This is a genomic window from Bradyrhizobium cedriense (assembly GCF_054602315.1).
The window spans coordinates 44,786-69,608 of the sequence record NZ_JBTSWB010000010.1 but is presented as its reverse complement, the minus strand read 5'-3'; the positions used below and the strand labels follow the sequence as shown (position 1 = coordinate 69,608).

Sequence of the window (24,823 nt, the reverse complement as noted above, 5' to 3'; positions counted from 1 at the left end):
TTAAGCCCGTACGGGCCTCTGGCTTGCCCCATATCTCCCAAGCCCATCCGACACCCCAAACACGCAGGTGTCATCTCGACACCCTTTTGCGCGCGCCGCGCTGAATGCGCCGGGCGCCCGCTTCCGACATGGAAAGAACCCCTCTTTTGACTTCGTTTCAGGATTTCGGCCTCGCCGAGCCAATCGCCCGTGCTCTTCGTGAAGAGAACTACGTCACCCCCACCCCGATCCAGGCCCAGACCATTCCGACGGCGCTGACCGGCCGGGACGTCGTCGGCATCGCCCAGACCGGAACCGGCAAGACCGCGTCCTTCGCGCTGCCGATCCTCCACCGGTTGCTCGAGAACCGCATCAAGCCGCAGCCCAAGACCTGCCGCGTACTCGTGCTCTCTCCGACCCGCGAGCTTTCAGGCCAAATCCTGGACAGCTTCAACGCCTATGGCCGTCACCTCCGGCTGGCGTCGACCCTCGCCATCGGCGGCGTGCCGATGGGCCGTCAGGTCCGCGCCTTGATGCAGGGCGTCGACGTTCTGGTCGCCACCCCCGGCCGTCTGCTCGACCTCGTGCAGAGCAACGGGCTGAAGCTTTCCAGCGTCGAGTTCCTCGTGCTCGACGAGGCCGACCGCATGCTCGACATGGGGTTCATCAACGATATTCGCAAAATCGTCGCCAAGCTGCCGATCAAGCGGCAGACGCTGTTCTTCTCGGCCACCATGCCGAAGGACATCGCCGAGCTCGCCGACGCCATGCTGCGCGATCCGGCCCGCGTCGCGGTGACCCCGGTTTCCTCGACCGCCGAGCGGATCAACCAGCGCATCGTCCAGGTTGACTTCTCTTCCAAGCCCGCCTTCCTGACCAAGCTCCTGAAGGACGAGCCGATCAACCGCGCACTGGTTTTCACTCGCACCAAGCACGGCGCCGACAAGGTGGTGAAGACCCTTGAAAAGGCCGGCATTGCCGCAAGCGCCATCCACGGCAACAAGTCCCAGAACCATCGCGAGCGGACGCTCGCCCAGTTCCGCTCCGGCGAGATCCGCACCCTGGTTGCGACCGACATCGCCGCCCGCGGCATCGACGTCGACGGCATCACCCACGTCATCAATTTCGACCTGCCCAACGTCCCGGAGACCTACGTCCACCGCATCGGGCGCACCGCCCGCGCCGGCGCCGACGGCACCGCGATCTCGCTGGTCGCAGGCGGCGAGGAGCTCGGCTATCTCCGTGATATCGAACGGCTGATCCGCGTGGTGCTGCCGCGCGAGGACCACCGCACCGACGCCGGGCGCCGCGATGCCGGCCCCGCCCCGTCGCAGCAACGGCAGGGCCGGCCGGGCGGCCGCCCGGGCCAGCGCCCGCAAGGGGCACGGAACGGTGACGGGCGGCGTGCCGACGAAAGACATGCCGACGGGCGCCACCATGGTGCCGGCAAGCAAGGCGACGGAAGGCACGGTGAAGGACGGCACGCCGAGGCGAGGCATGCTGACGGACGGCCCGGCAATGGCCCCAATGGTTCGAAGGGTTCTCGGCGCCGCCGCTCCGGTGGTAAGATGCATTCATCGCCTGTCGACCGTCCGGAACAGCGTTCCGCGCATAGCGCCGGGACCCCTGATGGGATACAAGGCGTTGCTTTTTTACGCCGCGAGAGTCGGCCAAACAGCCAACCGAACCGCAAACCCTATTCGCACTAGCCGTCCACGACCTGGAGAAATTCATGGCTAAGGAAGAGCTGATCCAGTTCGAAGGACTGGTCACCGAAATCCTCCCCGACGCCCGCTACCGCGTGCAGCTCGACGCCGGACACGAGATCGTTGCCTATACCGCCGGCAAGATGAAGAAGAACCGCATCAAGACGCTCGCGGGCGACCGCGTGACGGTGGAGATGTCGCCCTACGACCTCGAGAAGGGCCGGCTGATTTTCCGCCACAAGGACGAGCGTCCCAGCACGGCGGGCGGACCGCCCCGTCCCGGACAGCGCGGCGGCCAGTTCCGTCGCCGCTAATCCGCTGCAGCGCGCGGGCGCACGAATCCGACCTGCATGTTGATCCGCCGCGCCGACGGCGGATCAAAAAATCGTGCACGTCCCGATTGTTTCAAAGCCTCGTTTCCGATAAAATGAACTAATCGATTTTCGGCCGGACGACATTGGCATCCACCGGTACAGCCGGTTCAGACACGCTGACGACCCTTCCAGAAATTCGATCTAACCTGCCCGCGCGAGTGGGCTCCGACATTGTGTATCTGAGAAGGACTCCCCCATGAGCATGGGAACCGTGAAGTGGTTTAACGCGACCAAGGGCTTCGGCTTCATCCAGCCCGACGACGGCGGCCAGGACGTGTTCGTTCACATCAGCGCCGTGGAGCGCGCCGGTCTCGGCTCGCTGCGCGAAGGCCAGAAGATTTCCTACGAGATCGTGGCCGACCGCCGCTCCGGCAAGTCGGCGGCGGACAACCTCCGCGCTGCGGGCTGAGCCTGCGGGCCGTTGGCCCCGATCGGTCAACCGAGCCAGAACAAGCAAGAAGGCCGTGCGGAACGCGCGGCCTTTTTCATTCCAGTGTCGGCCTGCGATTTCAACACGTCGACGGCACGCCGTTGTAAGGCACACAGGTGACCTGGCGCGGTCGCGTATAGGAGAGATCGCTCAGCGTTATTTTCGGCTTCAACACGTAGCCGATGGTCGGCGTGTAAGTGTAGTTCGCCTCGCTCAGTATGAGGTAGCTCGACGGAATCAAGAGCGTCGGGGGAATCTCCGAGGTGACCTTGTCGCCGGCGTTCCGAGCCGAGGTCGCCAACGTGGCTTGCGTCGCGCCGCTCGCGATGACGCCGGCCTTGCTCCACTGGACCGTGGCAATGCTGTTGGCATCGACGTAAATCTGGGAAATCGTGCCCTTCACGAGCGCAGCGTCGTAAGGCATGACGACCGAGATGCTTGCCGTAAACGTGTTCCGCATGTCGGCATCGGCGAGCGCCGTCGACTGCGACGTCAAGTCGGACAGCGTCCGCGCGATCAATGTGACCTTGCGGTCGATCGCCACGGCCGACGAGAATTCGACGGTGCCGAAGAACATGACCAGCATCAGCGGTACGATGACCGCGAATTCGGTCGCCGCGAGCGCGCGCTTGTCGGCGACGAAGTCGCGCGCGGAGCAACGTGCATTCCTCCAGATAATCGCAATCGCCTGCATTGGTCCGCTCAGATCCATCTGCCTCAGAAGGGTTCGTTCTTGAAGGCGGTGGTCGCCACCATCAGCCGCTTGTTGCTGCACCCCATGTTGTAGCCGAGGCCGGTGACGACGAGCGGCCACTGATAGAACAGCCGCACCACGACGACCTGGCCGGAAGTTCCGGCATTGTACTGCATGCCAGTGGGATTGAAGTCGCAGGACGTGCCAAAGCTCTTGAGGCTCAGCGCTCCGAAGGAGCTGGTGCTCACGACGTCGACGTAGAGCTTGCTGCAGTCGAACAGCGCCGGAATCTGGCTGCAGACATAGGCCTTGAACGTTGCCTGGTCGCACGCCATGACGGTATTTGGCGCGGTCTGGCAGGCCGCCACCGAGCCGCCCTGCGCCTGCGCCTGGCCGGTCAGAATCGCGCGTGCGGAATTCTGAGTGATTGTCTCGAGCACCTGGCTTGCGAAGAACATGAGCGCCGTCTCGATGATGGCGAACAGCAGCCCGAAGAACATCGGTGCGACCAGCGCAAACTCGACGGCTGCGGAGCCGCGACGGTTGCCGCGAAACCGGGCCAGCGCTTTCCGGAGCGTGAACCTCGTAGGTGCAGGCGATGGCATCTCGTCAAATTCCCCAGCAACGGGCGATCATCTGCCCGTTCAATAGCGGAAACTGATTGTCTAAGTGTTTCAGGCTATCCGCGTCCGGCGGGCCGCGCCTTTAGGAATGTGTTAACCAGCCGCGCCCCGAAGCACGGAAACACGGCACGCGCGAAGAGACGCCGCCTCGGATCCGCAAGGGGCTTTAGTTTGATTTGGCAGCCGCGCCGGCACCGCTGCTACCGCTGGCACTGCTGCTCAGCGAACCGGCCTGGTTCATCGTGTTGGTGAAGTAGGTGTCGCTGTCGCCGAGCGTCACGCGACGCTGACAAAGCGGTACGCAGCTGTAGGACTCGCGCTCGACCCCGCGATAGACGGTGACGAGCCGGTCGCTCGGACCTTCAACCTGGATCTGACGGTCGACCAGAATCTCGCCGCCCCGGTCGAGCGCGATGAAGTTGGTGGCCCCATAGCCCTTCCCGGTCACGACGATCATGCCGCCCGGCTGGAGCGTGACATCGGCGATCAGGGGATTGCCAACCACGATGGTCGCCACCTTGCCGGGCAGCCGTACCAGCCTGGCCTGGTCGACATTGACGGCAATGGTGTCGGCGATGGGCTCGGCACCGCCGGTGGCCGGCCATGCAAGCACTGCAGCCGCAACCAGAAGACCGACGCGCGCCTGACGGCGCAGCAGTTCTTTACGCATACTCTTACCCCCGGGACGACACAAACCGGCAGAAGCGACTCGACACGGCGGAGCCGGTGCCCGACCCGGCTAACCTGCCTTGAATTCATGAACGTTCCGCAAACTCGCCGATCAATGTTTGAACGGACTGGCCTTTGCCCGCCATCCCTCCTAGTGGCGGAACGGATAAGCGAGCTGGCCCCCGATCTCCCTCGGCATGGTCGCTTCGTCCTTGCCGTAATCCTGCGGCAGTTGCCCCTCCGGCATGCGGAAGGTACCGAACAGCACGTCCCAGATCGGGAACGTCCCGGCGAAATTGGTGTCGCCGCCCTCCTCGAGCGAGGTATGGTGCCAACGGTGGAATACCGGCGTCGCCAGCAGATATTTGAACGGTCCGAAGGTCCAGTTCAGGTTGGCGTGCACGAAGGCCGAATGGAAGGTGGTGAACGGGCCGACCCAGATCATGACGTTCGGGGAGATACCGGCCATCAGCAGCACGACGTCGACGCTGATCGTCCCGAGCAGGAGATTGACGGGATGGAAACGAGCCGCGGAGATCCACCCGATTTCCTCGGAGGAATGATGGATGGCATGGTACTTCCAGAAGCCGCCATCGTGGAAAAGCCGGTGCAGCCAGTACAGCATGAAATCGGACAGCACCAGGAATAGCAGGCCCTGCACCCACAGAGGCAGCTGCGCCAGCGGACCATGGCCATTGTCGTAGAAGGCGATGAGCTCGTCGGGGTCGTGGATGTTGAAGACGGCGCCGGCGCCGACGATCAGAAGCCCGATCCGCATGGTGCGGGCGAACACCGGAACGAAGAACCAGTAGCAGATGTCGGTAACGATTTCCCGCTTGCGCCACCACGGCGCACCGGGATTGCAGGCCCAGAAATGCTCCAGCACGGTGAAGACCGCCGCGAGGACGAAGGTGACGGGGATCACCTTCACGACGGTCTCGCCGAGCATCAGGGCGACTTGCATTGGCAGGCTCGACATCGTCGCCTCTCTCGCGAATTCCACTCCTGCCTACGTCTACTCGGCGAAATTTAAGGGAGGGTGAAGCAGGCGCCGCGCTGCGGATGCATCTGGAACTGGAGCGTGCGGCAGCTGTCGCCTTAAGGGGAAATTCACTCTGGGCAAAAGCATCGCGCCGGACGCGGGTTTACCCGATCGAATTAACTCTACCGAAAGAGCTCGGCTCTCATGGTCGTCGCGTCAAAGACAGCGCCGAACGAGGCGATCTCACCCAGTTGGAGTTTTGTTCATGAAGAACTTGATTGCGCGTTTCGCGAAGGATGAATCCGGCGCCACCGCCATCGAATACGGCCTGATCGCCGCCGGCATCGCGCTGGCCATCATCACCGTCGTCAACAATCTCGGCACCACGCTGAACACCAAGTTCACCTCGATCAGCACCTCGCTGAAGTAAGCAACCGACGACGACGGCAAGAGCCCCGGACCTCCGGGGCATTTGCTTTTCTGAAGACGGCAAGTTCCAGTGGCGTTGCACAAGTTCAGAACCGATGCCGCTGTCGCGGCGCACGAGGCGGAAGCGGCGGCCAGGTCGCCGGCCTATTGGATCTGCCTTGCGCTGTTGCTTGCGACGGTCGCGCTTGCCGCGCGCATTGCCAGCTTCTGGTGAAGACGCTTTCGGCGGCCTCGGCATCTCGCCCTCGCCGCCGTTGTCGGTTTGTTTAGCACTGCGCGCTAACATTCGGCGACGCCAGCTCCCGCGGCAAACCCAGGCCTCAAGACGCAGCCCATGATCCTCGACCTTGCGCGCCTCCTGCTCTTCCCTGCCCTGATGGCATTCGCCGCCGCGAGCGATCTCCTCACGATGACGATCTCGAACCGGGTGTCGCTGGCGCTGGTCGCAGGCTTCTTCGCCCTCGCCCTCGCTGGTGGCATGGCACCTTACGAGATGCTGAGCCATGTCGGTGCCGGCGCGCTGCTTCTCGTCGTGGCCTTCACCTGTTTCGCTATGGGCTGGGTCGGCGGTGGCGACGCCAAGGTCGCGGCCTCCGTCGCGCTCTGGTTCGGCTTTGCACACCTGATGAACTTCCTGCTCTACGCCTCGCTGTTCGGCGGGGCGCTGACTCTGCTCCTGCTTCAGTTCCGGCAATGGCCGCTGCCCTACGGCCTTGCGGGCCAGGCCTGGCTTGCACGGCTACACGCCAAGGAGAGCGGCATTCCCTACGGCATCGCGCTCGCGCTGAGCGCGTTGATGGTCTACCCGGAGACCGAATGGGTGAAGGCGATCGACCTCGCTCACCTCGCACTGCGCTGAACACACCGGGTAAACCCGGCGTTAAGGCGATTTAGATACGCCTCATTAACCATGCTTTGACGAATAGCTGGTCAACTGCCGATCACGGCGGCGGCAGCGTCGCGGCGTATTGTTGGAAAGTGAAGCGTATGAATAGGGCACGCATTGTCGTCCTGACGGTCGCGATCTGCGCCGGCGGCGTCGCCGCGTACCTGGCGAGCGGGACGGACAATTCTGCGCCGCCTGCGGCGCCGACCGCGCAGCTTCCGACAGTCGATGTCCTCGTGGCCAAGAACGACATCGGTCTCGGCCAGACGGTCAAGCCGGATGACGTGCAATGGCAGACCTGGCCGGCAGCGACCGCCAGCGCCACTTTCATCCGCCGCAACGAGCGTCCCGATGGCGTGACCCAGGTGACCGGCTCGATCGCGCGCGCTCCCTTCATTCAGGGTGAACCGATCCGCGACCAGAAGCTGGTCAAGGCCGAAGGCTCGGGCTTCATGGCGGCAATCCTGCCGAGCGGCATGCGGGCGATCTCGACCGAGATCTCGCCGGAGACCGGCGCAGGCGGCTTCATCCTGCCAAACGACCGCGTCGATGTGATCCTCACGCGCCGGCTCAAGAACCCCGACCAGAGCAACGGTGCTCCGGACATCGTCACCTCCGAGATCATCCTGACCAACATCCGCGTCCTGGCCATCGACCAGGCGCCGAAGGAGAAGGACGGCCAGAATACGGTGGTCGGCAAGACGGTGACCTTGGAACTCGCTGCCGCACAGACCCAGGCGCTATCGTCGGCGCGCCAGGCCGGAACGCTGTCTCTGGCACTGCGCAGCATAGCCGACGTCAAGATGAGCGAGATCACGCTCGACGATTCCATACAGAAGGGCGACGGCGTCGCGATCATTCGCTACGGCATTCCAAGTCAGACGGCTAAGGCACGATGAAGACAGTCGACATGAATTTCAGGGCAGATTTGGCGACGATGCGAACCTCGGTGGTCCGCGCTCTGTCGTTTTCGGCCGCCCTCGCCTTGACGCTCAACCCGGCCATCAGCCCGGTGGTCGCTGCCGATTACCGCCCGGTGGCGCCGGTCGCGGCGGACGGCCAGATCAACGCGCGCTTCCTCTCGCTCGGCGTCGGCAAGTCCGTCGTGATCGACCTGCCGCGCGACATCAAGGACGTGTTGGTCGCCGATCCCAAGATCGCCAATGCGGTGGTCCGCTCGGCACAGCGCGCCTACATCATCGGCGCCGCGATCGGCCAGACCAACATCGTTTTCTTCGATTCCGCCGGTCAGCAGATTGCGGCCTATGACATCGCGGTCAAGCGCGACCTCAACGGCGTACGGGCCGCGCTGAAGCAGATCCTGCCCCATTCCGACATCCAGATCGATGGCCTCGGCGACGGCATCGTCCTGACCGGCACGGCTGCCAACCCGATGGAAGCGCAGCAGGCCAACGACCTCGCCGCGCGCCTGGCCGGCGGCGCCGACAAGGTGGTGAACTCGATCGTGGTGCGCGGCCGCGACCAGATCATGCTCAAGGTGACGGTGGCCGAGGTCCAGCGCAACATCGTCAAGCAGCTCGGCATCGACCTCACCGCCAATCTCAACTACGGCACCTCCGTGGTGAGCTTCACCAACTCGAACCCGTTCACAGCCTATGGCCGCAACCTGGTGGACGGCAACAATCTGACCACGAAGTTCGGCGCGACGCCGTCGGTACAGGCCACCCTGCGTGCGATGGAAACCGCGGGCGTGATCCGAACGCTGGCCGAACCGAACCTGACCGCGATCTCGGGTGAATCGGCGACGTTCATCGCCGGCGGTGAATTCCCGGTCCCGGCAGGCTATGCGTGCGACCCCGTCACGCATGTCTGTACCACCCAGATCAGCTTCAAGAAGTTCGGCATCTCTCTGAATTTCACTCCCGTAGTGCTGAGCGAAGGCAAGATCAGCCTTCGGGTGATGACCGAGGTCTCGGAGCTGTCGAACGAGAATTCGATCACGCTGTCGCAGGCCGTGACCTCGACCTCGGTGAACTCGCTGACGGTGCCTTCGATCAGGACCCGCCGCGCGGAGACCTCGCTGGAGATTCCCTCCGGCGGCGCGATGGCGATGGCAGGCCTGATCCAGCAGCAGACCAAGCAGGCGGTCAGCGGATTGCCGGGGCTGATGCAGCTCCCGATCCTGGGCACGCTGTTTCGCAGCCGCGACTTCGTCAACAACGCGACCGAGCTGGTCGTGATCGTGACGCCCTACGTCGTTCGCGCGGTTGCGCCGAAGGACCTGTCGCGGCCGGATGACGGCTTCGCCCCGCCCTCGGATCCGCAGGCTCAGCTGATCGGCAACATCAACCGGCTCTACGGCGTGCCCGGACGAACCGAACCGGCCAAGAACTACCGCGGCACCTACGGCTTCATCACCGACTGAGGCGGAACGGGGACTTCACGATGATCACAAAACCACCCCAGCTTCGCAGACGCGCCATCCGCCTTGGTGGCGCGCTCGTCGGCGTTGCGCTCGCGCTCGTTGGCTGTCAGCACGACGAGGTAACGACCGCCTCCATTCCCGACGACTACAAGCAGCGCCATCCGATCGCCGTCGAGGAGCAAAATCGCTCGATCGTCGTCTTCGTCGGCCATGCCCGCGGCGGTTTGACCGCCGCCCAGCGCGCCGACGTGATGGGCGTCGCATCAGCCTGGTTGCGCGAAGGCACCGGCGCCGTCCGCATCGACGTGCCGTCCAATACGCCCAATGCCCGTCCGGTTGCTGACACGATGCGTGAGATCCAGGCGATATTGGCGGCGGCAGGCGTTCCGCCGCGCGGCATCAGCGTCCACCCCTACCAGCCGGAAGACAAGCGCTTCCTGCCGCCGATCAGGCTCACTTATTCCAAGATCGCGGCGGTCGCCGGTCCTTGCGGCCTGTGGCCGGAGGACATCGGCCCCTCGATGAAGAACAAGCGCTGGTTCGAGAACAAGGACTATTACAATTACGGCTGCGCCTATCAGCGCAACCTCGCGGCCATGGTCGACAACCCGACCGACCTCGAGCAGCCGCGCCCCGAAACTCCGTCATACACCCCGCGGCGCATCACAGGTCTCGAGAAGTATCGCAAGGGAGTCTCGACGACGACCACCTATCCCGAGGCCGACAGGGCCAAACTCAGCGACACCGGAAGATGATCAGCTACGCGCGCCAGACACACGAAGAGCAGCCGGAAGCAGTTCCTCCGCCGGTCGAGGAGCATATTGCGCCCGCGCCCCGCGTCTCGGTCCAGGCCTTTTGCGAAACCGTGGAGACTGCCGCGGCGGTCCAGTCGGCCGGCGAGGATCGCCGTCTCGGCAAGGCCCATCTCAAGATCCAGATGGGCGGCATGGCGGCCGCAGTCGAGGCTTACCGCTCGGCCCCGACGCCGAACGTGATCGTGCTCGAGAGCGACGGCCGCAACGACCTGCTGGGTGGGCTCGACCAGCTCGCCACCGTCTGCGACGCCGGCACCCGCGTCGTCGTGATCGGCCGCATCAACGACGTCATGCTCTATCGGGAGCTTGTTCGCCGCGGGGTCAGCGACTACGTGCTCGCGCCGGTCGGCGCGATCGACGTCGTGCGCTCGATCTGCAACCTGTTCTCGGCGCCGGAAGCCAAGGCGGTCGGCCGCATCATCGCCGTGGTCGGCGCCAAGGGCGGTGTGGGGGCATCCACCATCTCCCACAATGTCGCCTGGGCGATCGCGCGCGACCTCGCGATGGACGCCGTCGTCGCCGACCTCGACCTCGCCTTCGGCACCGCCGGACTCGACTACAACCAGGATCCGCCGCAGGGCATCGCCGACGCCGTGTTCTCGCCCGACCGCGTCGATACCGCTTTCATCGACCGCCTGCTGTCGAAATGCACCGATCACCTCAGCCTGCTGGCGGCGCCTGCGACGCTCGACCGGGTCTATGATTTCGGTACCGACGCCTTCGACGCCGTGTTCGACACGCTTCGCTCCACCATGCCGTGCATCGTGCTCGACGTTCCACATCAATGGTCGGGCTGGACCAAGCGCGCCTTGATCGGAGCGGACGACATCCTGATCGTGGCCGCGCCCGACCTCGCCAATTTGCGCAATACCAAGAACCTGTTCGACCTGTTGAAGGCCGCGCGCCCCAACGACCGGCCGCCGCTCTACTGCCTGAACCAGGTCGGCGTGCCGAAACGGCCCGAAATCGCCGCCGCGGAGTTCGCGAAGGCGATCGAGAGTCAGCCGGTCGTCTCGATCCCGTTCGAGCCGCAGATCTTCGGCTCGGCGGCCAACAACGGCCAGATGATCGCGGAGATCTCCTCCAATCACAAGTCGATCGAGATGTTCTTGCAGATCGCCCAGCGCCTGACCGGCCGCAGCGAGACCAAGAAGCAAAAGTCGTCCCTGCTTTCACCTCTGATTGAGAAGTTGCGGGGAAGATGAGCCGCCGCATGGAGTTGTTAAGTGTTCGGTAAGCGTAGCGGAACAGACACCGACTTTCGGGCGCCCAAGCCGGGCGCCGTGGCGCTCGAGCCTGCCCAGGCTCAGGCGCCGACGGTGTCGCGCGTCCCGGCTCCGCCGGCCATCGCCTCGCCGCCGCTTGCTCCTGCCAAGGCTCCGCCGCCTCCGGCCATGGAGAACCGGCGTTCGGACAATTACTACGAGGTCAAGGCGACCATCTTCGGCGCACTGATCGAGGCCATCGACCTCGCCCAGCTCGCCAAGCTCGACTCGGAATCGGCGCGCGAGGAAATCCGCGACATCGTCAACGAGATCATCGCGATCAAGAACATCGTGATGTCGATCGCCGAGCAGGAAGAGCTGCTTGATGACATCTGCAACGACGTGCTCGGCTACGGCCCACTGGAGCCTCTGCTCGCGCGCGACGATATCGCGGACATCATGGTGAACGGTGCCGGCACCGTCTTCATCGAAGTCGGCGGCAAGATCCAGCGCACCGGCATCCGCTTTCGCGACAACCAGCAGCTCCTCAACATCTGCCAGCGCATCGTCAGCCAGGTCGGACGCCGCGTCGACGAATCCTCGCCGATCTGCGACGCGCGCCTCGCCGACGGCTCCCGCGTCAACGCCATCGTGCCGCCGCTCGCGATCGACGGTCCCGCCCTCACCATCCGAAAATTCAAGAAGGACAAGCTGACGCTCGATCAGCTCGTCAAGTTCGGCGCGATCTCGCCGGAAGGCGCCGAAATCCTCCAGATCATCGGCCGGGTCCGCTGCAACGTGCTGATCTCCGGCGGTACCGGCTCGGGCAAGACGACGCTACTCAACTGCCTGACCAACTACATCGAGCACGACGAACGCGTCATCACCTGCGAGGACGCCGCCGAGCTCCAGCTGCAGCAGCCCCATGTGGTCCGGCTGGAAACCCGCCCGCCCAACATCGAGGGCGAGGGCCAGGTCACCATGCGCGAGCTGGTGCGCAACTGCCTGCGTATGCGCCCCGAACGCATCATCGTCGGCGAAGTCCGCGGACCCGAGGCGTTCGACCTGCTCCAGGCCATGAACACCGGCCACGACGGCTCGATGGGCACGCTTCACGCCAACAACCCTCGCGAAGCACTGTCGCGCTGCGAATCCATGATCACGATGGGCGGCTTCTCGCTTCCCTCGCGCACCATCCGCGAGATGATCTGCGCTTCGATCGACGTCATCATCCAGGCCGCGCGCCTGCGCGACGGCTCGCGCCGCATCACCCACGTCACCGAGGTGATGGGCATGGAAGGCGATACCATCATCACCCAGGACATCTTCCTCTACGACATGATGGGGGAGGACGCCAACGGCAAGATCATCGGCCGCCACCGCTCGACCGGCATCGGCCGTCCGAAGTTCTGGGAGCGCGCCCGCTACTACGGCGAGGAAAAGCGCCTTGCCGCCGCGCTCGACGCGGCGGAAGTGGCGGTAAAGACGTGAGCAGGTCAACGTCACCATGAACATGCAGGTCCTCGCCCTCGCCTTCCTCGCTACCGCTGCCGTCGGTGGCATCGCCTGGGTCTTCCTCTATCCGCTGCTGTCCGGCGAACGAAAGGCGGAGAGCCGCCGCGCCTCGGTCGCCCGCGCCGAGGCGCCCATGGCCCGCCAGGCCGAGAAGACCCAGCGCTCGCGCCGCGAGCAGGTCGAGACCACGCTCAAGGACCTCGAGGCGCGGCGCCTGCAGGAAAAGAGCGTACCGCTCTCCGTCCGCCTGTCGCAGGCGGGACTCGACTGGACGCCACAGAAATTCTGGATCGTGTCCGCCGTCGTGGCGGGCGTGTTCTTCGCAGCCGCCCTGTTCGCCGGCGGCGGCCTGATCGGCGCTGCCGGCCTTGCCTTTGCCGGCGGCTTCGGCCTGCCGCGCTGGGCACTCGGCTTCCTGAAGAAGCGCCGCGAGACCAAGTTCCTGGCGGCGCTCCCCGACGCGGTCGACGTGATCGTCCGCGGCATCAAGGCCGGACTGCCGCTGTTCGAATCGATCAAGGTCGTGGCCGCCGATGCGCCCGAGCCGCTGCGCAGCGAATTCCTGACGATCATCGAGACGCAGGCGATCGGCATGCCGCTGGGCGAGGCCTGCGCGCGACTCTACGAGCGCATGCCGCTGCCGGAGGCCAACTTCTTCGGCATCGTCATATCGATCCAGCAGAAATCGGGCGGCAACCTCTCGGAAGCGCTCGGCAACCTCTCCAAGGTGCTGCGTGACCGCAAGAAGATGAAGGAAAAGATCCAGGCGATGTCGATGGAAGCAAAGGCCTCGGCCGGCATCATCGGTTCGCTGCCGCCGATCGTGATGTTCCTCGTCTATCTCACGACGCCGCAATACATCTCAGTCCTTTGGACTCACCCCACCGGACAGCTGATGCTGGTCGGTTGCGTCGTCTGGATGTCAATCGGCATCATGGTGATGAAGAAGATGATCAACTTCGATTTCTGACGGTGCCGCATGGTCGAATTCCTCGTCTCGAAACTGCACGACGTCCGGTTCATGACCATGCTGCTCGCGGCCATCGCCGCGAGTGCGACCGTGTATACGCTGGTGATGCCGCTGTTCGCGGGCGAGGGCCTCTCCAAGCGCATGAAAGCGGTGGCAAGCGAGCGCGAGCGCATTCGTCAGCGCGAGCGTGAGCGTCTTCACAAGAGCGAGAAGGTCTCGCTGCGCCAGACGCCGAAGCAACTGGTCTCCAAGGTGGTCGAGGACTTCAACCTCACCAAATGGCTCGCGCAGGAAGCTGCGCGGGACAAGCTCATCATGGCGGGCTACCGCGGCCAGGCGCCCTACATCACCTTCCTGTTTGCCCGCATGGTCGCCCCGATCGTGCTCCTGATCGGCTCGGTTCTCTACGTCTTCGTGATCGCGCATATGGAACAGGCGATGCCGATCAAGATCGGCATCTGCCTCGGCGCCGCCTATCTCGGCCTCCAGGCGCCGATGCTGTTCCTCAGGAATGCGATCTCCAAGCGGCAGCTCTCGATCAAGCGCGCGTTCCCCGACGCGCTCGACCTGCTCCTGATCTGCATCGAATCCGGCATGTCGGTCGAGATGGCGTTCCGGAAGGTTGCCACCGAGATCGTGGGCCAGTCGATCGCGCTGTCGGAGGAGTTCACCCTGACCACGGCCGAACTGTCCTATTTGCAGGACCGCAAGGTCGCCTATGAGAACCTGGCACGGCGCACCGGGCTCGAGGGCGTCAAGTCGGTGTGTCTCGCGCTTCAGCAGGCGGAGCGCTACGGCACCCCGCTCGGCCAATCCTTGCGCGTCATGGCGCAGGAAAATCGCGACATGCGCATGAACGAAGCCGAAAAGAAGGCCGCCGCCCTGCCGCCGAAGCTGACGGTGCCGATGATCCTGTTCTTCCTGCCGGTGCTGTTCGTGGTCATTCTCGGACCGACGGGCATCAAGGTCACGGAGATGCAATGAGTTCGGGGCTGACCGCGCGGTTCACCGCATAGGCCGGAGATCGGAAAATCTGATCAGTCAGGCTGGCTGAGCGAAGCAACCGGCGTCCTCTTCGCTGCGCCGCGCGACGCGTCGCTGCGGCTGAGCATGTCCTTGAGATAGGCGACATTGGCCGCGGCCTGGTCCGGTGGCAGGTCTGCCTTGACGATGGTCTCCGCTTCCGCGAAGCGCCCCTGGAGACCGATGACCAAGGCGAGGTTCTGCCGCACCCGGGCGCTCGTGCGCGGCGAAGCGTAGGCCTGTCGCAGCGCCTCTTCGGCCTTCGGCAGGTCTCTCGACAGCATGTAGGACAGGCCGAGATTCGAGAGCACGCCGGGATCGCCCGGTGCGATCTTGAGCGCGCTCGCGTAGTAGGACCGCGCCTCCTCGTGCCGACCCATCTGGTCCAGCGCGGTGCCCTGCACCGAGAGCAGACGCCAGTCCGGATTGTCGGGCGAATGAGCCTTGGACAGGACGTCGTAGGCCTGCTGGAAATTGCCGTTGTCGGCGAGTGCGCGGCCGTACTGGGCGAGCAGTGCCTTGTTGCCGGGATTGGCGATGGTCGCCTGCTCAAGCACGGCGGCGGCCTGGGCGCGCTGGCCGTTGGCGCGCAGGGCCTGTCCGTAGGCGAGCGCAGCGTCGGCATCCTTGGGATTGGCTCGGTAGCGCTCGCCATAGGCTTCGACGGCACGCGTCGGATCGGTGGGCGCGCGATCGGCGGGAGGCGCCTCCGCCCGGGGGCCGAGCGAACCCGTCACTTCGGAGAGCTTCGACATGGCCGTGCAGCCGCCGAGGCCCATCGCCACCGCCGCGACCAGCGACGTGGACGCAAGTAGCCGGGCGAGACTGATCCGTTGACGCATGACGCTTTGACTCTCGAGCTGCTCGATCAAGCCGAACGTGCCAGCAATAGAATGTTAACCCTAACGGCCGGTTAACGACGCTCTCTGGCCTCTCGCGGCGGCGTCACGACCGCAACGCTCGCAAAGGCGAGAGGTGGCATCCAGCAAACGGTAGCTCTCGGCTTGAGGGAGGATATCCGCGCGCGGACGTTCTCGTCTCGTCCGGTCAATACTCGATGGCGAGCCGCCTGCGGATTTCGTCGACGCGTTTATCGAGCGCGTCGAACCGCGCGTGGACCGAGCGGTCGTGGAGATAGAAGACGTAACCGCCGGCCAAGAGCGCGAAGATCCAATGGTGATGCTCGACATAGCCAAAGATCGCATCGACGGCCTGGCCGACGAATGTGACCACGCTCCACACGAATTCCATCGCATTTCCTCCCGGCGCTTCGTCGTCGATCCCCGGGGATCTCCACAACCGGTGACCGCTCCCCGGAACCTAGCATGGCCCCCTTGCGGCGAGTAGCGACTCGCGGAGCGGCGACGGCAAAGCGGATTGCAGCGGCGGCGAAACTCTGCGAAGTCTCGTTTTGCTCGCATGACCCGCTCGATCTGACGATCCGGACCCCGCCAAATGCCTTCTGTCTTCGATACGTCGCCCGCCGCCATCCCGATCGCCTTCGTCACCAAGTCGAGTTGGGATCAGGTCGCCGAGACGTTGCCGCCGGCGCAACGCCAGTTCGCCGCAGCGAGTGCCTTTGCCGCCAAGCCGGGCCGCTATCTGGCGCTGCCCGGGCCGGACGGCACGATCGCGCAGGTGCTGTTCGGCCTCGAGGACGAGGGCGCGCGATCGCGCGACCTGTTCCGGCCCGGCGCTCTCCCCGGCCTGCTGCCGCCGGGCACCTATCGCTTTGCCAATTCACCGCACGATCCGCGGCTGGCGGCGCTCGCCTTCGCATTGGGGTGCTACCGCTTCGCCCGCTACCGCAAGGCTGATCGCCCCGAGGTCCGGCTGGTGCCGCCTGACGGTGTCGACGCGGCCGAGATCGAGCGCATCGCCGATGCAGCAATGCTCGCGCGCGACCTCATCAACACCCCGTCCAACGACATGGGCCCGTCGGAACTCGCCGCGGCCGCGCAAGCGCTCGCCACCGAGTTCGGCGCAAGCTTCGCCTGCACCATGGGGGAGGATCTGAGGACGAACTTCCCGCTGATCCATGCCGTCGGCATGGCCTCCAGCCGGGCGCCACGTCTGATCGACATCGGCTGGGGCGATCCCGATCATCCCAAGGTGACGCTGGTCGGCAAGGGCGTGTGCTTCGACACCGGCGGGCTCGACCTGAAGCCGTCGAGCGGCATGCTGATCATGAAGAAGGACATGGGCGGGGCCGCCAACGTGCTGGCGCTCGCGCGCATGGTGATGGATGCGAAGCTGAAGGTACGGCTGCGCGTGCTGATTCCGGCAGTGGAGAACGCGGTCGCGGGCAACGCCTTCCGCCCGCTCGACATCTTCAAGTCGCGCAAGGGCATCACCGTCGAGATCGGCAACACCGATGCGGAGGGGCGCCTGGTACTGGCCGACGCGCTGGCGCTTGCCGACGAGGAGAAGCCCGATCTGCTGATCGACCTGGGCACCCTGACCGGCGCGGCCCGCGTCGCGCTGGGGCCGGATTTGCCGCCCTTCTACACCAATGACGAGACGCTGGCCGCCGACGTCGCGCGCTGCGCGTTGAAGGAGAACGATCCGTTGTGGCGCATGCCGCTGTGGCCGCCTTATGATGCCTGGCTGGACTCCAAGACGGCGACCATCACCAACGCGCCGTCCGGCGGCTTTGCCGGCTCGATCACCTGCGCGTTGTTCCTGCAGCGGTTCGTCGAGCACGCCAAGAGCTGGCTGCATGTCGACATCTACGGCTGGACGCCGTCGGCGAAGCCGGCGCGGCCCGAAGGCGGCGAGTGTCAGGCCGCGCGGGCCATCTACGCACTCTTGAGCGAACGTTATGCGTGACCCAGGACACGATCCGCGGCTGACGCCGGCGCGGGGCGACATCGCCGCGAAATATCTCGAAGGCAAGGTCCAGGCGGATCGCTTCGTCAGCGGCGAGGAATTCGAGGTGAGCGAAGCACTCGCGCCGGTGCGCGAGCAGCCGTCCTCCGACGCGATGCTGATGACACAGGCGCTGCGCGGCGAGCGCGTCACGATCTATGACCGCAATGGCGAAGGCTGGGCCTGGGGCCAGCTCAATGGCGACGGCTATGTCGGCTGGCTTCCCGACGCGGCGCTCGTGAAACCGACCGCCGCATCGACGCACAAGGTGGGCGCGCTGCGAACATTCGCGTTCCCTGGCCCCTCGATCAAGCTGCCGCCGGCCGACACGCTCGTGATGGGATCGAAGATTGCCGTGGCGCGCGAGGATGGCTCCTTCGCCGTGACGCGCGACGGGAAATTTTTGCCGAGGACGCATCTCGTCCCGCTCGATCATCGCGAGACAGATTTCGTCGCAGTGGCCGAGCTATTCGTCGGCACGCCCTATCTCTGGGGCGGCAAGAGCAGCCTCGGCATCGATTGCTCGGGTCTCTTGCAGGTGTCCCTGACCGCTGCGGGCATCGGTTGCCCGCGCGACAGCGACATGCAGCTGGCAGGTCTCGGACGTACCCTCGAGCCGCACGAGCGTGGCAAGCTGCAACGCGGCGACCTGATCTTCTGGAAGGGCCACGTCGCCATCGTTCGCGACAGCGACACCATGGTTCATGCCAATGCGCATCACATGGCGACCGTGATCGAACCGATCGAGCCGGCCATTGCGCGGATCAGGCAGGCCGGCAGCGAGGTCACCACGATCAAGCGACTCTAGCGGACCTGCCTCGACCATTGCCCCTCGTTCCACAAACACACGACGCTTTCTGTCTTTGAACGACAGCATTGGGCCAGGCAGCAAGTATGGGCTCACAGCGAGCTTGTTGACAGCACCATGTCGATCCACATCTCACCGCACCGGGAGCACGATGCACCGGCTGGTGATGGAGATCGACTATGACTGGACTCAAGATTCTCGCTGCCGCGGCTTTGCTGTCGGGCCTGACCTTAAGCACCGCCTACGCGCAGTCCGGCTTTGCGGGCAGCCATCCGGATACGTACGAGGCCGAGCACCCCAATCGCAACCTGGATGGCACACTGACGCCCGCAGGTCGGATGGGCCTCGAGTTCCCGGATGGCGCGGCTCCTGCGCCGGGAAAGGACAACGCCCTGGCTCGCATGGACGGCGCCGCATCGCGTTCTTGCGCGGAGCGCTACCGATCCTACGATCCGGCAACGAGCACCTACATCGGTCGAGACGGTCGCCGCCATCTCTGCAGGTAACGCCGCGAATTGCGGACCTGCATCCGCGGCAGGATTTGAGGCGGCGCTGAGGCGGCGCCTCGAATCGTCCCGAGCATTTCGCCTTCGCCCTCGACGGACAGGTCGCAGTCCCAGGAATGACGAAAGCTAGGTCGCCACCGCCCCGTTCCCCGCCGTTTCCAGCCGGAACGCAGCCGCGAACAGCGCTCGCGTGTAATCCGTCTTCGGGTTCTTGAACAGCTCGGCGGCCTGGCCTTCCTCGACCACCCTGCCGCCGCGCATCACGATGAGATGGCTGGCGAGCGAGGCGACGACGCGCAAATCGTGCGAGATGAACATGTAGGTGAGCTCGCGCTTGCGCTGCAGCTCGCGCAACAGATCGACCATCTGCGCCTGGAACAGCATGTCGAGCGCGCTGGTCGGCTCATCCAGCACGACGAAATCCGGCTCCAGCACCACCGCGCGCGCGATGCTGATACGCTGGCGCTGGCCGCCGGAGAATTCATGGGGATAGCGGAAGCGCGTATCCGGATTGAGCCCGACATCCTCCAGCGCCTTGACGACGCGCACCTCGCGCTCCTCGCGCGAGAGCTTCGGCTGATGCACGGACAGTCCTTCGGCGATAATGTCGGCGATCGACATGCGCGGGCTGAGCGAGCCGAACGGATCCTGGAACACGATCTGCATGTCGCGCCGGAACGGCCGCATCTCCTTGAAGCGCAGGCCCTGGATGTCCTTGCCCAGGAACACGATGCGCCCGTCCGAGGAGATCAGCCGCAGCAATGCGAGCCCCAGCGTGGTCTTGCCCGAGCCGGATTCGCCGACGACCCCAAGCGTCTCGCCCTTGCGCACGGCGACGCTGACGCCATCGACCGCCTTGATGTGGCCGACCGTCTTTCGCATCAGGCCGCGCTTGATCGGAAACCAGACCTTGAGATCATTGGCCGACATCACCACGGGCGCATCCGGCTGCGGCGGCGCCGGATCCGGCTTCGGTTCCGCCGCGAGCAGGTCGCGCGTATAGGGATGTTTCGGGGTCTTGAAGACCTGCTCGACCGGTCCCTGCTCGACGATCACGCCGCCCTTCATGACGCAGACGATGTCGGCGATACGGCGGACGATGCCGAGATCGTGGGTGATGAAGAGCAGGCTCATGCCCAGCCGCGAACGGATTTCGGCGAGCAGCGCCAGAATCTGCGCCTGCACGGTGACGTCGAGCGCCGTGGTCGGCTCGTCCGCGATCAGGAGGTCCGGCTCGTTGGCGAGCGCCATCGCGATCATCACGCGCTGGCGCTGGCCGCCGGAGAGCTGGTGCGGATAGCTCTTCAGCCGCGTCTCCGGTTCGGGGATGCCGACCTGCGTCAGCAATTCCAGCGTCCGCCTGCGCGCCTCCGCATTGCTGGTGGGATTGTGCAGCTGGATGATCTCGCCGATCTGCGCCTCGATCGTGTGCAACGGATTGAGCGAGGTCATCGGCTCCTGGAAGATGATGGAGATGTCGCTGCCGCGAATCTCCCGCATCTGCTGCTCCGACCGGTCGATCAGCTCGTGCCCCTTGAAGCGGATGCTGCCCGAGGGATGCGACGCGTTCGGGTAGGGCAACAGCTTCAGGATCGAGAGCGCGCTGACCGACTTGCCGGAACCGGATTCGCCGACCAGCGCGACGCATTCGCCGCGCTTGATCTGGAACGAGACCTTGTCGACCGCGAGCGTGGTGCCGCCGCCCTGGTGGAAGGCCACCGAGAGATCGCGCACGCTGAGCAGGGGTTGGTTGATCGCGTCCATTGGCCTACCTGAACGTCTTGCGCGGATCGAAGGCATCGCGCACGGCTTCGCCGATGAAGATCAGGAGCGACAGCATGATCGCGACCGAGAAGAAGCCGGAGAAGCCAAGCCAGGGTGCCTGCACGTTGGACTTGGCCTGCGACAGCAATTCGCCCAGCGAAGGCGATCCCGGCGGCAGGCCGAAGCCCAGGAAATCGAGCGCCGTCAGCGTCATCACCGAGCTGGACACGATAAAGGGCAGGAACGTCATGGTCGCGACCATCGCGTTCGGCAGCAGATGGCGGAACATGATGACCGGGTTCGAGACGCCGAGCGCCCGCGCCGCCTGGATGTATTCGAAGTTGCGCCCGCGCAGGAACTCGGCCCGCACCAGACCGACCAGCGAGACCCAGGAGAACAGCAGGAGGATGCCGAGCAGCACGAAGAAGCCGGGCACGAGCACCGAGGACAGGATCAGGAGCAGGTAGAGCGAGGGAATCGCCGTCCAGATCTCGATGAAGCGCTGGAAGATCAGGTCGACCCGACCTCCGAAATAGCCCTGCACCGCCCCCGCTGCGATACCGATGACCGACGAGACGATCGTGAGACAGAGGCCGAACAGGACCGAGATGCGGAAACCGTAGATCAGCCGCGCCACCACGTCGCGGCCCTGATCGTCCGTACCGAGCCAGTTGTATTCGAGATCGCGGCAGCTCTTCAGCCCCTTCTTCTCGACCACCGGCTTGCATTGCGCTTCCGTCAGCATCCAGGTCGGCTTCGAGGGCGCCGGTGTCGGCAGGTCGAGATTGTGCGTGTCGTAGGAGTAGCGGATCAGCGGCCAGACGATGGTGCCGCCCTTGTCCTTGATGAGCTTCTGCAGATAGGGATCGCGGTAGTCCGCCGCCGTCTCGAAATCGCCGCCGAAGGTCGTCTCCGAATAGGTGACGAAGGCCGGCCAATACAGCCGGCCGTCGAACTTGATCAGAAAGGGTCGATCATTGGCGATCAGCTCGGCGAAGAGCGACACCACGAACAGGACGATGAAGATCCAGAACGACCAGTAGCCGCGACGATTCGCCTTGAAGTTCTGCCAGCGCCGCCTGTTGAGCGGCGATGGAGCGAACGGCTTGCGGGTCATCGGCACCACATCGCCGAGCGGCGATTTCGCCGTAGTTTCGATCGGATTCGTTGGAGCGGCCAGCGTCATCAGACCTCCCGCGCCTCGAAGTCGATCCGGGGGTCGATCCACATATAGGTCAGGTCGGAGATCAGGTTGATCACGAGACCGACCAGCGAAAAGATGTAAAGCGTGCCGAACACCACGGGATAGTCGCGGTTGAGAACGCTCTCGAAGCTGAGCAGCCCCAGCCCGTCCAGCGAGAAGATCGTCTCGATCAGAAGCGAGCCCGAGAAGAAGGCGTGGATGAAGGTCCCGGGGAAACCGGCGATCACGATCAACATCGCGTTGCGGAAGACATGGCCGTACAGCACCCGGTTCTCACTGCAGCCCTTGGCGCGCGCCGTCATGACGTATTGCTTGCGGATCTCGTCCAGGAACGAGTTCTTCGTCAGGAACGTCATGGTGGTGAACGCGCCGAGGGCCATGGCGATCAAAGGCAGCGTCAGATGCCAGAAATAATCGACGATCTTCCAGTACCAGGGAAATTGCGACCAGCCGTCCGACGTCAATCCACGCAGCGGGAACCAGTTGAAGAAGGAGCCGCCGGCGAACAGGATGATCAGGAGAATGGCGAACAGGAAGCCCGGAATGGCATAGCCGAGAACGAGCACCGTCGACGTCCAGGTGTCGAAGCGGGTGCCGTCCTTGATCGCCTTCCGGATACCGAGCGGGATCGAGATCAGGTATGTGATCAGTGTCAGCCAGATCCCCAGCGAGATCGAGACCGGCAGCTTCTCCTTGATCAGCTGCAGCACGCTGACGTCGCGAAAATAGCTCTTGCCGAAATCGAAACGGGCGAAGTTCCACACCATCAGTGCAAAGCGCTCCGGTGCCGGCTTGTCGAATCCGAACTGCACCTCCAGCTTCTTGATGAAATCAGGATCGAGCCCCTGCGCACCGCGATATTTCGAATTGATCGCATCGCTGCCGGCACCGACCTGCCCAGGCGCGCGCTGGGCAAAATCGCTGCCGCCAGAGATGCGCGAGGTACCGCCGGTGTCGGCGCCCGAGAGCTGCGCGATCACACGCTCGACCGGGCCGCCCGGCGCGAACTGCACCACGATGAAGGAGACGAAGAGGATCCCGAGCAGCGTCGGTATCATCAGGAGGATACGGCGGGCGATATAGGCGCTCATGGCTATTTTGCCTGCTCGAGCTTGGCCGCCTTGGCAGGGTCATGCCACCAGATGTCCGGCGCGCCGACGCCGTTGGCATAACGCGGCAGCCTCGTTGGATGGCCGAACTGGTCCCAATAGGCCAGCCGGTGCGTCTTGTTGTACCATTGCGGCACCCAATAGCGGCCAGCGCGGAACAGCCGATCGAAAGCGCGGCAGGCGACGGTCAGCCCTTCGCGGCTGTCAGCCGCCATGATTTTTTCGATCATGGCGTCGATGGCCGGGCTGGCGATGCCTGCGAGATTGTACGAGCCCCTGGTATTCGCGACCTGAGAGGAGAAAAACGAGCGCATGGCGTCGCCCGGCGTCGCCGACATGCTGAAGCGCTGGATCGTCATGTCGAAATCGAAGTCATCCTGACGCGCCCTGTATTGCACCGGATCGACGAGGCGCACGTTCGCTTCGATACCGAGCGTTGCGAGATTTTTGATGTAGGGCGCATGATGCGGCTGGAAGGAGGGCTCATCCAGCAGGAATTCGATCCTGAACACCTCGCCATTCGGCAGCATCCGCTTGCCGTCCTTGATCGGCACGCCGGCTTCGTTCAGCAATTGCTGCGCCTTGCGCAACAGGCTGCGGTCTTGTCCGGAGCCATCCGTGACCGGCGGCGTGAACGGTGCCGTGAAAACGTCGTCCGGAACCTGGCCGCGAAACGGCTCCAGTAGCTTCAGCTCTGCCGGCGAAGGCGGCGTGTCGCCCGCCATGAGGTCCGAGTTCTGGAATGGCGACACCGTACGGGCATATGCACCGTACATGATGGTCTTGTTGGTCCATTCGAAATCGAAGGCGTCGATCAGGGCCTCGCGTACGCGCGGGTCCTTGAATTTCTCGCGCCGCGTGTTGATGAACCAGCCTTGCGCTCCCGACGGCGTGTCATCGGGCACGACCTCCATCTTGACCCGGCCATCCTTCACGGCCGGAAAGTCGTAGCGCGTTGCCCAGATGCGCGAGGTGAACTCTTCGCGATAAAGATAGTTCTTGCCGGTGAACCCTTCGAAGGCGACGTCGCGGTCGCGATAGAACTCGTAGCGCACGACATCGAAATTGTAGCTGCCGCGGCAAGGCGGCAGATCTGCGGCCCACCAATCCCTGACCCGCTCGAATTCGATGTAGCGGTTGACCTCGAACCTGCCGACCTTGTACGGACCGGAGCCGAGTGGAACGTCCAGCGTCGATTCGTCGAAGGGCCGGGACCTGTAGTACGCTTTCGAAAAGATCGGAAGTCCGGCCGCATAGAGCGGCACGTCGCGGGCGCGCCCCTTGGCAAAGGTGACGACGAGCGTCGCGTCGTCGAGCGCTTCCGCGCTCACTACGTCGCGCATCTGCACGGTAATCAGCGGATGGCCCTTGGCCTTCAGCGTGGTCAGCGAAAACGCCGCATCATGCGCGGTGAGCTTGGTGCCGTCGTGAAATTTCGCCTCCGGCCGCATCGTGAAGCGGTAAACCAGCCTGTCCGGCGATATCTGCACGGATTTGGCGGCAAGCCCGTACATCGCGTCAGGCTCGTCGCTTGCGCGCACCATCAGCGGCGAAAACGTCATGTCCATGCCTTGCGCGCCGTCGCCCTTGAGGATGTAGGCGTTGAGCGAGTTGAAGGTCTGATAGGATTGGTTATGCGATCTCGTCGAGGGGATGAGCGAGAACGTGCCCCCCTTCGGCGCAGCCGGATTGACGTAGTCGAAATGGTGGAAATCGACGGGATATTTGAGATCGCCGAACGCCGAGATGCCGTGCGCCTCGGTCCCCGCTTCCGATGCACACGCACTGCGCAACGGCGCACCTATGGACGCCCCAAGGGCGCCGCCAACACCCAAAACCAGCACATGGCGGCGTGACATCTGCGTCATGCGGGGAATG

The 24,823-nt window shown here is 64.4% G+C and carries 26 protein-coding genes; 16 read left to right on the top strand and 10 right to left on the bottom strand.

Annotated elements, in window-relative coordinates:
• Positions 1–104 precede the first annotated feature (104 nt).
• The 3 genes from ACYCVF_RS32515 (at position 105) to ACYCVF_RS32505 (ending at position 2,468) form a co-directional block, all read left to right on the top strand.
• Positions 105–1,688 carry a DEAD/DEAH box helicase gene (locus ACYCVF_RS32515; RefSeq protein WP_459603727.1) on the top strand — a complete coding sequence of 528 codons (1,584 nt, stop codon included), beginning with the start codon at positions 105–107 and terminating at the stop codon, positions 1,686–1,688.
• 23 nt (positions 1,689–1,711) lie between these two features.
• Positions 1,712–1,999 (top strand): translation initiation factor IF-1, encoded by a 288-nt coding sequence (gene infA / locus ACYCVF_RS32510; protein WP_024340539.1) that lies wholly within the window; start codon positions 1,712–1,714, stop codon positions 1,997–1,999.
• A gap of 256 nt (positions 2,000–2,255) precedes the next feature.
• On the top strand, positions 2,256–2,468 hold the full coding sequence (locus tag ACYCVF_RS32505) for a cold-shock protein (protein WP_014439634.1): 213 nt from the start codon (positions 2,256–2,258) through the stop codon (positions 2,466–2,468).
• A gap of 100 nt (positions 2,469–2,568) precedes the next feature.
• On the opposite strand, the gene ACYCVF_RS32500 is transcribed toward ACYCVF_RS32505, so the two are convergent.
• From ACYCVF_RS32500 to ACYCVF_RS32485, 4 genes are all read right to left on the bottom strand, one after another.
• A complete protein-coding gene (locus ACYCVF_RS32500) occupies positions 2,569–3,183 on the bottom strand; it encodes a TadE/TadG family type IV pilus assembly protein (protein WP_459603726.1) in 615 nt (204 codons plus the stop codon).
• 23 nt (positions 3,184–3,206) lie between these two features.
• Positions 3,207–3,788 carry a TadE/TadG family type IV pilus assembly protein gene (locus ACYCVF_RS32495; RefSeq protein ID WP_459603725.1) on the bottom strand — a complete coding sequence of 194 codons (582 nt, stop codon included), beginning with the start codon at positions 3,786–3,788 and terminating at the stop codon, positions 3,207–3,209.
• Between the two features lie 184 nt (positions 3,789–3,972).
• Complete coding sequence (locus ACYCVF_RS32490) at positions 3,973–4,476, bottom strand: pilus assembly protein N-terminal domain-containing protein (RefSeq protein ID WP_459603724.1); 504 nt, start codon at positions 4,474–4,476, stop codon at positions 3,973–3,975.
• A 150-nt stretch (positions 4,477–4,626) separates the two neighbouring features.
• Positions 4,627–5,454: a sterol desaturase family protein gene (locus ACYCVF_RS32485; RefSeq protein ID WP_459603723.1), complete on the bottom strand. Its 828-nt coding sequence runs from the start codon at positions 5,452–5,454 to the stop codon at positions 4,627–4,629.
• Positions 5,455–5,722: 268 nt separating this feature from the next.
• On the opposite strand from ACYCVF_RS32485, the gene ACYCVF_RS32480 reads away from it, so the two are divergent.
• From ACYCVF_RS32480 to ACYCVF_RS32435, 10 genes are all read left to right on the top strand, one after another.
• Positions 5,723–5,887, top strand: a complete 165-nt coding sequence (locus ACYCVF_RS32480; protein ID WP_027544253.1) for a Flp family type IVb pilin — start codon at positions 5,723–5,725, stop codon at positions 5,885–5,887.
• 69 nt (positions 5,888–5,956) lie between these two features.
• Positions 5,957–6,100: a hypothetical protein gene (locus ACYCVF_RS32475; protein WP_459603722.1), complete on the top strand. Its 144-nt coding sequence runs from the start codon at positions 5,957–5,959 to the stop codon at positions 6,098–6,100.
• A 120-nt stretch (positions 6,101–6,220) separates the two neighbouring features.
• Positions 6,221–6,745: an A24 family peptidase gene (locus tag ACYCVF_RS32470; protein ID WP_459603721.1), complete on the top strand. Its 525-nt coding sequence runs from the start codon at positions 6,221–6,223 to the stop codon at positions 6,743–6,745.
• 128 nt (positions 6,746–6,873) lie between these two features.
• Positions 6,874–7,671: a Flp pilus assembly protein CpaB gene (cpaB, locus tag ACYCVF_RS32465; RefSeq protein WP_459603720.1), complete on the top strand. Its 798-nt coding sequence runs from the start codon at positions 6,874–6,876 to the stop codon at positions 7,669–7,671.
• An 11-nt stretch (positions 7,672–7,682) separates the two neighbouring features.
• Positions 7,683–9,158, top strand: a complete 1,476-nt coding sequence (locus ACYCVF_RS32460) for a type II and III secretion system protein family protein (protein ID WP_459603719.1) — start codon at positions 7,683–7,685, stop codon at positions 9,156–9,158.
• Positions 9,159–9,178: 20 nt separating this feature from the next.
• The gene (locus ACYCVF_RS32455; RefSeq protein WP_459603718.1) at positions 9,179–9,913 is read left to right on the top strand and encodes a CpaD family pilus assembly protein; all 735 of its coding nucleotides are present in this window, start codon (positions 9,179–9,181) and stop codon (positions 9,911–9,913) included.
• On the top strand, positions 9,910–11,178 hold the full coding sequence (locus ACYCVF_RS32450; RefSeq protein ID WP_459603717.1) for an AAA family ATPase: 1,269 nt from the start codon (positions 9,910–9,912) through the stop codon (positions 11,176–11,178). Before ACYCVF_RS32455 ends, ACYCVF_RS32450 begins: the two co-directional genes overlap by 4 nt.
• A 21-nt stretch (positions 11,179–11,199) precedes the next feature.
• Positions 11,200–12,669, top strand: coding sequence for a CpaF family protein (locus ACYCVF_RS32445; RefSeq protein WP_459603716.1), 1,470 nt, complete (start codon positions 11,200–11,202; stop codon positions 12,667–12,669).
• 16 nt (positions 12,670–12,685) lie between these two features.
• Positions 12,686–13,663, top strand: a complete 978-nt coding sequence (locus ACYCVF_RS32440) for a type II secretion system F family protein (protein ID WP_459603715.1) — start codon at positions 12,686–12,688, stop codon at positions 13,661–13,663.
• A 9-nt stretch (positions 13,664–13,672) separates the two neighbouring features.
• Positions 13,673–14,647, top strand: coding sequence for a type II secretion system F family protein (locus ACYCVF_RS32435; RefSeq protein WP_459603714.1), 975 nt, complete (start codon positions 13,673–13,675; stop codon positions 14,645–14,647).
• Positions 14,648–14,700: 53 nt separating this feature from the next.
• On the opposite strand, the gene ACYCVF_RS32430 is transcribed toward ACYCVF_RS32435, so the two are convergent.
• Together ACYCVF_RS32430 and ACYCVF_RS32425 are read right to left on the bottom strand one after the other, a co-directional pair.
• Positions 14,701–15,528, bottom strand: a complete 828-nt coding sequence (locus tag ACYCVF_RS32430; protein WP_459603713.1) for a tetratricopeptide repeat protein — start codon at positions 15,526–15,528, stop codon at positions 14,701–14,703.
• Positions 15,529–15,733: 205 nt separating this feature from the next.
• Positions 15,734–15,937 (bottom strand): hypothetical protein, encoded by a 204-nt coding sequence (locus ACYCVF_RS32425; RefSeq protein ID WP_459603712.1) that lies wholly within the window; start codon positions 15,935–15,937, stop codon positions 15,734–15,736.
• A 204-nt stretch (positions 15,938–16,141) separates the two neighbouring features.
• On the opposite strand from ACYCVF_RS32425, the gene ACYCVF_RS32420 reads away from it, so the two are divergent.
• The 3 genes from ACYCVF_RS32420 (at position 16,142) to ACYCVF_RS32410 (ending at position 18,868) form a co-directional block, all read left to right on the top strand.
• Complete coding sequence (locus tag ACYCVF_RS32420) at positions 16,142–17,515, top strand: leucyl aminopeptidase family protein (protein WP_459603711.1); 1,374 nt, start codon at positions 16,142–16,144, stop codon at positions 17,513–17,515.
• Positions 17,508–18,362, top strand: a complete 855-nt coding sequence (locus ACYCVF_RS32415) for a C40 family peptidase (protein ID WP_459603710.1) — start codon at positions 17,508–17,510, stop codon at positions 18,360–18,362. The genes ACYCVF_RS32420 and ACYCVF_RS32415 overlap by 8 nt, the downstream gene beginning before the upstream one ends.
• 179 nt (positions 18,363–18,541) lie before the next feature.
• The gene (locus ACYCVF_RS32410; RefSeq protein WP_459603709.1) at positions 18,542–18,868 is read left to right on the top strand and encodes a BA14K family protein; all 327 of its coding nucleotides are present in this window, start codon (positions 18,542–18,544) and stop codon (positions 18,866–18,868) included.
• Positions 18,869–18,994: 126 nt separating this feature from the next.
• Here the strand turns inward: ACYCVF_RS32410 and ACYCVF_RS32405 are convergent, their stop codons facing one another.
• From ACYCVF_RS32405 to ACYCVF_RS32390, 4 genes are read right to left on the bottom strand one after another with little or no spacing between them, the layout of a single operon-like run.
• Positions 18,995–20,632 (bottom strand): ABC transporter ATP-binding protein, encoded by a 1,638-nt coding sequence (locus tag ACYCVF_RS32405; RefSeq protein WP_459603708.1) that lies wholly within the window; start codon positions 20,630–20,632, stop codon positions 18,995–18,997.
• Between the two features lie 4 nt (positions 20,633–20,636).
• Positions 20,637–21,818, bottom strand: a complete 1,182-nt coding sequence (locus ACYCVF_RS32400; protein WP_459603707.1) for an ABC transporter permease — start codon at positions 21,816–21,818, stop codon at positions 20,637–20,639.
• Complete coding sequence (locus ACYCVF_RS32395; protein WP_459603706.1) at positions 21,818–22,927, bottom strand: microcin C ABC transporter permease YejB; 1,110 nt, start codon at positions 22,925–22,927, stop codon at positions 21,818–21,820. Before ACYCVF_RS32395 ends, ACYCVF_RS32400 begins: the two co-directional genes overlap by 1 nt.
• A gap of 2 nt (positions 22,928–22,929) precedes the next feature.
• A complete protein-coding gene (locus ACYCVF_RS32390; RefSeq protein WP_459603705.1) occupies positions 22,930–24,813 on the bottom strand; it encodes an extracellular solute-binding protein in 1,884 nt (627 codons plus the stop codon).
• Positions 24,814–24,823: the final 10 nt, after the last annotated feature.